Below are 9405 nucleotides of genomic sequence, written 5' to 3'. Positions count from 1 at the left end.
CCATGAAGGTCAGCGCATAGAGCGGCATCCGGTTGACGAGGCCGCCATAGGCCGCGATCTCGCGGGTGTGCATGCGGTCGTAGACGACGCCGACGCAGAGGAACAGCGCGCCCGAGACGATGCCGTGCGAGACCATCTGGAACATGCCGCCGGCGACGCCCTGCGTCGTCACCGCGAAGATGCCCATGGTGACGAAGCCCATATGCGCGACGGACGAATATGCGATCAGCTTCTTCATGTCCTCCTGCATCATCGCCACCAGCGAGGTGTAGATGATGGCGATGACCGACAGCACGAACACGAACGGCGCGAAGTCGTGCGAGGCCAGCGGGAACATCGGCAGCGAGAAGCGCAGGAAGCCGTAGCCGCCCATCTTCAGCAGGATCGCGGCCAGGATCACCGAGCCCGCCGTCGGCGCCTCGACGTGCGCGTCGGGCAGCCAGGTGTGCACCGGCCACATCGGCATCTTCACCGCGAACGAGGCGAAGAAGGCCAGCCACGCCCAGGTCTGCATCGACCGCGGCACCGCGGTGTGCATCAGGGTCGGGATGTCGGTGGTGCCGGCGTTCCAGTACAGCGCCATGATGGCGAGCAGCATCAGGACCGAGCCGAGGAAGGTGTAGAGGAAGAACTTGAACGACGCATAGACCCGGCGCGGGCCGCCCCAGACGCCGATGATCAGGAACATCGGGATCAGGCCGCCCTCGAAGAACAGGTAGAACAGCACGAGGTCGAGCGCCGAGAAGGTGCCGACCATCAGCGTTTCCAGGATCAGGAACGCCATCATGTATTCGCCGACGCGCTGCGTCACCGACTTCCAGCTCGCGATGATGCAGAGCGGCATGATCGCGGTGGTTAGGATGATCAGCGGCAGCGAGATGCCGTCGACGCCCATGTGATAGGTGATGCCGGTGGCGAGCCAGGACGCCTTCTCGACGAACTGGAAGTCGGTCGAGGCCGGATCGAAGCGCGCCACGAGGATCAGCGAAATCGCGAAGGTGATCAGCGTGGTCCACAGCGCGATCCAGCGCGCCGTGCGGCTCGCGGTCTCGTCACCGCCCCGCGCCAGCAGATAGACCAGAATCGCACCGACCGCCGGCAGGAAGGTCGTGACCGAAAGAATGGGCCAGGTTGTCATTTACTGGCCTCCCAAGCCGAACATGAACCAGGTGATCAATCCGGCGGCCCCGATCAGCATCGCGAATGCGTAGTGATAGAGGTAGCCGGTCTGCAATTTCACGACGTTGCGGGTGACGTCGAGCACGCGGGCCGAGACGCCGTCGGGACCTAAGCCGTCGATGATGAAGCCGTCGCCCTTCTTCCACAGAGTGTAGCCGAGCCACTTCGCCGGCCGCACGAAGATCCAGTCGTACAGCTCGTCGAAGTACCATTTGTTGAGCAGGAACTGGTACAGCATCGGCTGCTGCTGCGCGAGCTCGACAGGCAGGTACGGCCTGCGGATGTAGAACAGATACGAGATGAACAGGCCGAGCGCCATCATCACGGTGGGCAGCGGCGCAAGCCAGCCCGGCATATGCTCCATGTCCTCGAGGATGTGCGGGTTCATCTTCACGGACTCGCGGAAGAACTCTTCCACGCCGTGATGGCCGACGAACAGCTCCTTGAACGGCAGGCCGGCCAGGATCGAGCCGGCGGCGAGCACGCCGATCGGCACCAGCATCCACACCGGGCTCTCATGCGCCGCCTCGTAGTGCTTCTGGTCGTGCGGCTCGCCGAAGAACGTCTTGAAGATCAGACGCCAGGAGTAGAACGAGGTCAGGCCGGCGGCCACGATGGTCAAGAGATAGGCGTAGGTCGCGAACGGATTATGCGCCGCATAGGCCGCCTCGATGATCGCGTCCTTGGAGAAGTAGCCGGCGAACAGCGGGAAGCCAGTCAGCGCCAGGGTGCCGATGCACATCACCGCGAAGGTGTACGGAATCTTGCGCCACAGCCCACCCATGTTGCGGATGTCCTGCTCGTGGTGCATCGCGTAGATCACCGAGCCGGAGCCTAAGAACAGCAGCGCCTTGAAGAAGGCGTGCGTGAACAGGTGGAACATGCCGACCGAATAGGCCCCCGCTCCCATCGCCACGAACATGTAGCCGAGCTGCGAACAGGTCGAATACGCGACGATGCGCTTGATGTCGTTCTGCACGAGGCCGATCGTGGCGGCGAAGAACGCCGTGGTCGCGCCGAAGAACATCACCACCGCCTGCGCGGTCGGCGACAGCTCGAACAGCGGCGACAGCCGCGCCACCATGAACACGCCGGCGGTGACCATGGTCGCGGCGTGGATCAGCGCCGACACCGGGGTCGGACCTTCCATCGCGTCCGGCAACCAGGTGTGCAGCAGGAACTGGGCCGACTTGCCCATCGCGCCCATGAACAGCAACAGGCAGGTCAAGGTCAGGGCGTCGACCTGATTGCCGAAGAAGTTGATGGTCTTGCCGGTCAGACCGGGCGCGGCATGGAAGATGGTCTCGAAATCGGTCGAGCCGACCAGCGCGAAGATCGCGAAGATGCCGAGCGCGAAGCCGAAGTCGCCGACGCGGTTGACCACGAAGGCCTTGATCGCCGCGGCATTGGCCGACGGCTTCTGATACCAGAAGCCGATCAGGAGGTAGCTCGCGAGGCCGACGCCCTCCCAGCCGAAGAACAGCTGCACGAGGTTGTCTGATGTCACCAGCATCAGCATCGCGAAGGTGAACAAGCTGAGATAGCCGAAGAAGCGCGGCCGGTTCGGATCCTCGTCCATGTAGCCGATGGAGTAGAGGTGGACGAGCGCGGACACCGTGTTGACCACGACCAGCATCACGGCGGTCAGGGTGTCGACCCGCAGCGTCCAGGCCACCTGCAGGTCGCCCGAGGTGATCCAGGGCAGCAGCACGACGCGCGCGTCATGGTGCATGAAACCGACATCGACCAACGCGAACCAGGACAGCGCCGCCGAGACGAACAGCAGGCCGGTGGTGATCAGCTCGGCGAGGCGCGAGCCCGCCGCCGGTGGTTCGGAGACGTGGTGGTCGTCATGGCCATGGTCGTCATGGCCGTGATCGTCATGGCCGTGATCGTCATGGGCCGCGGAGGCATGGGCGTCGCCATGCGCATCGTCGTGATGGTCGACGGTGTCGCCGCCCGGGCAGCGCGCATGGGCACCGACCAGCGAGATGATGCCTGCGAGGATGGCGCCCAGCAGAGGCAGGAATACGATTGCCTGAACCATAACTGCGCCTAGCCCTTCATCAGATTGACGTCTTCAACCGCGATCGAACCGCGGTTGCGGAAATACACCACCAGCACGGCGAGACCGATCGCAGCCTCGGCGGCGGCCACTGTCAGCACCAAGAGCGCGAACACCTGGCCGACGATGTCGCCGAGGAAGGTCGAGAACGCCACCAGGTTGATGTTGACCGACAGCAGGATCAGCTCGATCGACATCAGGATGACGATGATGTTCTTGCGGTTGAGGAAGATGCCGAGGATCCCGAGCGTGAACAGGATCGCGGCGACCGCGAGATAGTGTCCGAGCCCGATCGTCATTTCACCCACTCCGCCGCGTCGGCATCCTGCAGGCCCTGCCCCGACGCCACCTTGCGCATCGCCATCGCCATCTCGGGCGTGCGCGCGTTCTGCACGTTGATGTTCTGCCGCTTGACCTTGGCCTTGTGACGTAGCGTCAGCACGATGGCACCGATCATCGCGACCAGCAGCACCATGCCGGCAAGCTGGAAGTAATGGATATACTTCGTATAGAGCACGAGACCGAGCGCCTCGGTGTTGCTGACATTGGTCGGGATCGCCGCGGTGATCGTCTTGGTCACGGCCGGGTTGATCACCCAGGCGCCGACGACGAGCAGCAGCTCGAACATGAAGATGCCACCGATCACGATGCCGATCGGCAGATACTGGATGAAGCCCTCGCGCAGCTCGACGAAGTCGACGTCGAGCATCATGATCACGAACAGGAACAGCACCGCGACGGCGCCGACATAGACCACGATCAGCATCATCCCGAGGAACTCGGCGCCCATCAGGATGAACAGCCCGGCCGCGTTGACGAAGGCCAGGATCAGGAACAGCACGGAGTGCACGGGATTGCGCGAGACAATCACCATGACCGCCGAGGCCACGCAGACCGCGGCAAAGAGATAAAAGAACAGCGCCGAAAGGATCATGCCCTCACCTCACCGGTACGGCGCGTCGAGCGCGATCGACTTCGCAATCTCGCGCTCCCAGCGGTCGCCGTTGGCGAGCAGCTTGGCCTTGTCATAGTACAGTTCCTCGCGGGTCTCGGTCGCGAATTCGAAATTCGGTCCCTCGACGATGGCGTCCACCGGGCATGCCTCCTGGCACAGGCCGCAATAGATGCACTTCACCATGTCGATGTCGTAACGCACCGTGCGGCGGGTGCCGTCGTTGCGGCGCGGGCCGGCCTCGATCGTGATCGCCTGCGCCGGGCAGATCGCCTCGCAGAGCTTGCAGGCGATGCAGCGCTCCTCGCCGTTCGGATAGCGGCGCAGCGCGTGCTCGCCGCGAAAGCGCGGCGAGATCGGGCCCTTCTCGAAGGGATAGTTCAGCGTAGGCTTCGGCTGGAAGAAATAGCGCATCGCAAGGAAGAACGCCGAGACGAATTCCGACAGCAGAAGCGAGCGGGCTGTTGCGTTGACATTGACACTCATGACGGCCTCACTTCGGCGCGATGCCGGCGAACTGCAGCACGCCGGCCACGATCACCACCATCGCCAGCGACAGCGGCAGGAACACCTTCCAGCCGAGCCGCATCAGTTGATCGTAGCGGTAGCGCGGCACGATCGCCTTCGCCATCGCGAACATGAAGAACATGAAGAACACCTTCAGGGCGAACCAGACGATGCCCGGAATCCAGGTGAACGGCGGCAGGTTGACCGGCGGCAGCCAGCCGCCCAGGAACAGGATCGACGCCAGCGCGCACATCGTGGTGATCGCGACATACTCGCCGAGCATGAACAAAAGATACGGGGTCGAGCCGTATTCAGTCATGAAGCCGGCGACCAGTTCGGATTCGGCTTCCACCAGGTCGAACGGCGGACGGTTGGTTTCCGCCAGCGCCGAGACGTAGAACACCACGAACATCGGGAACAGCGGCCACACATACCAGTTCAGGATGGTGAGCTGCGGCAGGCCGATCAGGTGCGCAAGCCCGCGGGTATTCTGCGCCTCGACCACCGCCGACAGATTCAGCGAGCCGACGCAGAGCAGCACGGTGATGATAACGAAGCCGATCGAGACCTCGTAGGACACCATCTGCGCCGCCGAGCGCAGCGCGGCCAGGAACGGGTATTTCGAGTTCGACGACCAGCCGGCCATGATGATGCCGTAGATCGACAGCGACGAGATCGCGAAGATGTAGAGAACGCCGACATTGATGTCGGAGATCACCCAGCCGAGATCGAACGGGATCACGGCCCAGGCGGCCAGCGCCAGCACGCACGAGACCAGCGGCGCCAGCAGGAACACCCCCTTGTTGGAGCCAGACGGAATCACCGGCTCCTTCAGCACGAATTTCAGGAGGTCGGCGAAGGATTGCAGCAATCCGAACGGCCCGACCACGTTGGGGCCGCGGCGGATCTGCACCGCCGCCCAGATCTTGCGGTCGGCGAGCAGGATGTAGGCGATCGCGATCAGGAGCACGACAAGCAGCAACAGGCTCTCCGCGACCATGATGATCAGCGGCCAGAGGAAGCCGGTCCAGAACGAGCTTGCGAAGAATTCAGCCATCAGGTCACGCTCACTCCGCTGCCGTCAGCATTCGGCCCGACGCCAGCCGCGAACATTCCGCCATCACGGCAGAGGCCCGCGCGATCGGGTTGGTAAGATAAAAATCCTCGACGGTCGGCTTGAATGCCGCCTTGTCGACGCTGCCGCCCTTGCCTGCCAGCGCCTTGACGTCTTCGGGTTTGCCGGCCTCGATCTGGTCGAGCCGCATCAGATGCGGATGGGCCTTGAACATCGCTTGCCGCAGCGCCTGCAGCGAGTCGAACGGCAGCTTCTTGCCGAGCACGTCGGACAGCGCGCGAATGATCGCCCAGTCCTCGCGGGCCTCGCCCGGCGGGAACGCGGCGCGGTTGGCGATCTGCGCCCGGCCCTCGGTATTGACGTAGATGCCGGACTTCTCGGTATAGGCCGCGCCCGGCAGGATGACGTCGGCGCGATGCGCGCCCTGGTCGCCATGGGTGCCGATATAGACCACGAAGGTGCCGTCCGGCGCCTTGATCTCGTCGGCGCCGAGCAGGAACAGCACGTCGAGCATGCCGAAGGTCGTCATCTGCGCCGAGGTCAGCCCGCCCGCCGCCGGCGAGAAGCCGATATCGAGCGCGCCGGCGCGGGAGGCGGTATCCTGCAGCACGGCAAAGCCGTTCCAGCCCTCCTTCAGCGCGCCCACGTCGACCGCGAGCTTGGCAGCCTGCGCCAGCACGGCTGCGCCGTCATGCCTGGTGTAGGCGCCGGCGCCGACCAGGATGATCGGGTGCTGGGCCTTCTTCAAGACGTCGGCAAAGGAGTGCTTGCCTGCCACGAGATCGGCCAGCGTGTCGGTGCCAGCGCCGAGATAGTCGTGGTCATAGGTGAAATCGGCCTTGGCGCCGATCATGCCAACCTTGAGCCCGCCGGTGCGCCAGCGCTTGCGGATCCGCGCGTTCAGCACCGCGGCTTCCTTGCGAGGATGCGAGCCGACGATCAGGATCGCGTCGGCCTGGTCGATGCCGGCGATGGTCGGATTGAAGATGTAGGAGCCGCGGCCAGCCTTGGCGTCGAACGCATCGCCGCCCTGCACCGCGAGATTGACCGAGCCGAACTTCGCGAGCAGTTCCTTCAGCGCATACATTTCGTCGACCGCGGCGAGATCGCCGGCGATCGCGCCGATCCGCTTGCCGTCGCTGCGGCCGGCCTTGGCGGCGATGGCGGCGAAGGCTTCCTGCCAGGTCGCCGGCCGGAGCTGGCCGTTCTCGCGCACATAGGGACGGTCGAGGCGCTGCGTGCGCAGGCCGTCGACGACGTGGCGGGTCTTGTCGGAGATCCACTCCTCGTTCACCGCCTCATTGATGCGCGGCAGGATGCGCATCACCTCGCGGCCGCGGGTGTCGACGCGGATCGCAGATCCCACGCCGTCCATGACGTCGACCGACTGGGTCTTGCCGAGCTCCCAGGGCCGCGCCGCGAAGGCGTAGGGCTTCGAGGTCAGAGCGCCGACCGGGCAGATGTCGACGAGGTTGCCCTGCAGCTCCGAGCTCAGCGCCTGCTCCAGATAGGTGGTGATCTCCATGTCCTCGCCGCGGCCGGTCGCGCCCATTTCGGGCGCGCCGCAGACTTCGGCGGAGAAGCGGACGCAGCGCGTGCACTGGATGCAGCGGTTCATCGAGGTCTTGACCAGCGCGCCGAGATACTTGTCCTCGACCGCACGCTTGTTCTCGGCGAAACGGCTGGTGTCGACGCCGTAGCCCATCGCCTGGTCCTGCAGATCGCACTCGCCGCCCTGGTCGCAGATCGGGCAGTCCAGCGGATGGTTGATCAGCAGGAACTCCATCACGCCTTCGCGTGCCTTCTTCACCATCGGCGAACGGGTCGAAATCTCCGGCGGCTCACCCTTCGGGCCCGGACGGCAGTCGCGCACGGCCCAGGCGCAGCTCGCCACCGGCTTCGGGCCGCCCTTCACCTCGACCAGGCACATCCGGCAATTGCCGGCGATCGACAGCCGCTCGTGATAGCAGAAGCGCGGAATCTCTGCGCCGGCCGCCTCGCATGCCTGCAGCAGAGTGTACTCCGGCGGCACATCGATCTCTTTACCATCGACGATGATCTTGCTCATGTCTGTCTCAAGTCTTTCCGAGCTTGCAGTCGGGCGGTGCGACGCTCGCGGTTTTCAATGAGGTCTTCACCCATTGCTGGGTGTCGGCGCCGTAGGTCGCGAGATAGGCAGGCTGCGCCTGGTTCTTCTCGCAGAGGAACGGCAGATGCGGCTTCAGGTCGTAGTCACACGATGCCTGCCATTCGCGCTTGTCCGCGAATGCGGCAAAGGTCTCCTCGCAGGCATAGAGGAAGTACGAGACAAAACTTTCATATTGGGACCGCTCTTCGCGGCCGCCGGCCTTGATGGCTTCGTAATCGGGCTGAGCGAATTTCGGATTCTGGAATGCGAGATCGGTGTAGCCGAGAAACACCGAACGCGCGCTGGAGGCGCGGTTCGAGGTGCGGATTTCGTTGATCTGCAGCAGGATTGCACCAAAGCCGAGCAGCGCCACGGTCGCCTGCGCCATCTGCGCAAGCGTTCCGTACTTCTGCCACCATGCGGCCTGTTGCGTCATCGCCAGCATTACTCCGCAGCAACCAAGTGCATGGGATCGCGCACGCCCTGATCGTCGAGATCGGCCTTGTGCGAATACTGGTCGATGCGCTCTTCGATCTCGTGACGGAAATGCGCGATCAGGCCCTGGATCGGCCAGGCAGCGGCGTCGCCGAGCGCGCAGATGGTGTGGCCCTCGACCTGCTTGGTGACCTCGAGCAGCATGTCGATCTCGCGCTTGTGGGCGCGGCCCTCGGCCATGCGGGTCAGGACGCGCCACATCCAGCCGGTGCCCTCGCGGCACGGCGTGCACTGGCCGCAGCTCTCATGCTTGTAGAAATAGGAGATGCGCGCGATCGCCCGGATCAGGTCGGTCGACTTGTCCATCACGATCACAGCCGCGGTGCCGAGGCCGGAGCGCAACTTGCTCAAGCTGTCGAAATCCATCGGCGTGTCGATGATCTGCTCGGCCGGCACCATGCGCACCGACGAGCCGCCGGGAATCACGGCCTTCAGATTGCCCCAGCCGCCGCGGATGCCGCCGCAATGTTTCTCGATCAGCTCGCGGAACGGAATCCCCATCGCCTCTTCGACGTTGCAGGGCCGCTCGACGTGGCCGGAGATGCAGAACAGCTTGGTGCCGACATTGTTCGGCCGGCCGATGCCGGCGAACCAGGCGGCGCCGCGGCGCAGGATGTCGGGCGCGACCGCGATCGACTCGACGTTGTTGACGGTGGTCGGGCAGCCGTAGAGGCCGACATTGGCCGGGAACGGCGGCTTCAGCCGCGGCTGGCCCTTCTTGCCCTCGAGGCTCTCGAGCAGCGCGGTCTCCTCGCCGCAGATATAGGCGCCGGCGCCGTGCGCGACATAGATGTCGAACGGCCAGCCGTTGATGTTGTCCTTGCCGACCAGCTTGGCCTCATAGGCCTGGTCGATCGCCGCCTGCAGCCGCTCGCGCTCGCGGATGAACTCGCCGCGGATATAGACGTAGCAGGCATGTGCGCCCATCGCGAAGCTCGCGAGCAAGCAGCCCTCGACCAAAAGGTGCGGGTCATGCCGCATGATCTCGCGGTCCTTGCAGGTGC

The 9405-nt window shown here is 64.4% G+C and carries 9 protein-coding genes; all 9 read right to left on the bottom strand.

What is annotated here, in order from left to right; genetic code table 11:
* A partial coding sequence (locus PMN64_RS40080; protein WP_411784730.1) for an NADH-quinone oxidoreductase subunit M occupies positions 1-1138 on the bottom strand: 1138 nt, incomplete at its 3' end.
* Complete coding sequence (gene nuoL, locus PMN64_RS40075) at positions 1139-3226, bottom strand: NADH-quinone oxidoreductase subunit L (protein ID WP_411784729.1); 2088 nt, start codon at positions 3224-3226, stop codon at positions 1139-1141.
* 8 nt (positions 3227-3234) lie between these two features.
* Entirely contained in the window at positions 3235-3543 is a 309-nt protein-coding gene (gene nuoK, locus PMN64_RS40070) for an NADH-quinone oxidoreductase subunit NuoK (protein WP_016841823.1), read from the bottom strand.
* Positions 3540-4178 (bottom strand): NADH-quinone oxidoreductase subunit J, encoded by a 639-nt coding sequence (locus PMN64_RS40065; RefSeq protein ID WP_253591963.1) that lies wholly within the window; start codon positions 4176-4178, stop codon positions 3540-3542. The genes nuoK and PMN64_RS40065 overlap by 4 nt, the downstream gene beginning before the upstream one ends.
* 9 nt (positions 4179-4187) lie before the next feature.
* Positions 4188-4682: an NADH-quinone oxidoreductase subunit NuoI gene (gene nuoI, locus PMN64_RS40060; RefSeq protein WP_018271854.1), complete on the bottom strand. Its 495-nt coding sequence runs from the start codon at positions 4680-4682 to the stop codon at positions 4188-4190.
* Between the two features lie 7 nt (positions 4683-4689).
* On the bottom strand, positions 4690-5760 hold the full coding sequence (gene nuoH / locus PMN64_RS40055) for an NADH-quinone oxidoreductase subunit NuoH (RefSeq protein WP_028340126.1): 1071 nt from the start codon (positions 5758-5760) through the stop codon (positions 4690-4692).
* 10 nt (positions 5761-5770) lie between these two features.
* A complete protein-coding gene (gene nuoG / locus PMN64_RS40050; protein ID WP_411784728.1) occupies positions 5771-7846 on the bottom strand; it encodes an NADH-quinone oxidoreductase subunit NuoG in 2076 nt (691 codons plus the stop codon).
* Positions 7847-7853: 7 nt separating this feature from the next.
* On the bottom strand, positions 7854-8342 hold the full coding sequence (locus tag PMN64_RS40045; protein WP_411784727.1) for a hypothetical protein: 489 nt from the start codon (positions 8340-8342) through the stop codon (positions 7854-7856).
* A gap of 8 nt (positions 8343-8350) precedes the next feature.
* The coding region (gene nuoF, locus PMN64_RS40040) for an NADH-quinone oxidoreductase subunit NuoF (RefSeq protein WP_411784726.1) at positions 8351-9405 on the bottom strand (1055 nt) is incomplete at its 5' end.

It is taken from the genome of Bradyrhizobium sp. UFLA01-814 (assembly GCF_046718885.1).
Lineage (GTDB): Bacteria > Pseudomonadota > Alphaproteobacteria > Rhizobiales > Xanthobacteraceae > Bradyrhizobium > Bradyrhizobium elkanii.
The sequence above is the reverse complement of the archived record's forward strand: the minus strand, read 5'-3'. Positions and strand labels throughout refer to the sequence as shown.

What these genes read in the sequence shown, in the direction of transcription:
- nuoL (WP_411784729.1), bottom strand. Translation starts at nt 3,226, where the DNA reads ATGGTTCAGGCAATCGTATTCCTGCCTCTGCTGGGCGCCATCCTCGCA.
- nuoK (WP_016841823.1), bottom strand. Translation starts at nt 3,543, where the DNA reads ATGACGATCGGGCTCGGACACTATCTCGCGGTCGCCGCGATCCTGTTC.
- PMN64_RS40065 (WP_253591963.1), bottom strand. Translation starts at nt 4,178, where the DNA reads ATGATCCTTTCGGCGCTGTTCTTTTATCTCTTTGCCGCGGTCTGCGTG.
- nuoI (WP_018271854.1), bottom strand. Translation starts at nt 4,682, where the DNA reads ATGAGTGTCAATGTCAACGCAACAGCCCGCTCGCTTCTGCTGTCGGAA.
- nuoH (WP_028340126.1), bottom strand. Translation starts at nt 5,760, where the DNA reads ATGGCTGAATTCTTCGCAAGCTCGTTCTGGACCGGCTTCCTCTGGCCG.
- nuoG (WP_411784728.1), bottom strand. Translation starts at nt 7,846, where the DNA reads ATGAGCAAGATCATCGTCGATGGTAAAGAGATCGATGTGCCGCCGGAG.
- PMN64_RS40045 (WP_411784727.1), bottom strand. Translation starts at nt 8,342, where the DNA reads ATGACGCAACAGGCCGCATGGTGGCAGAAGTACGGAACGCTTGCGCAG.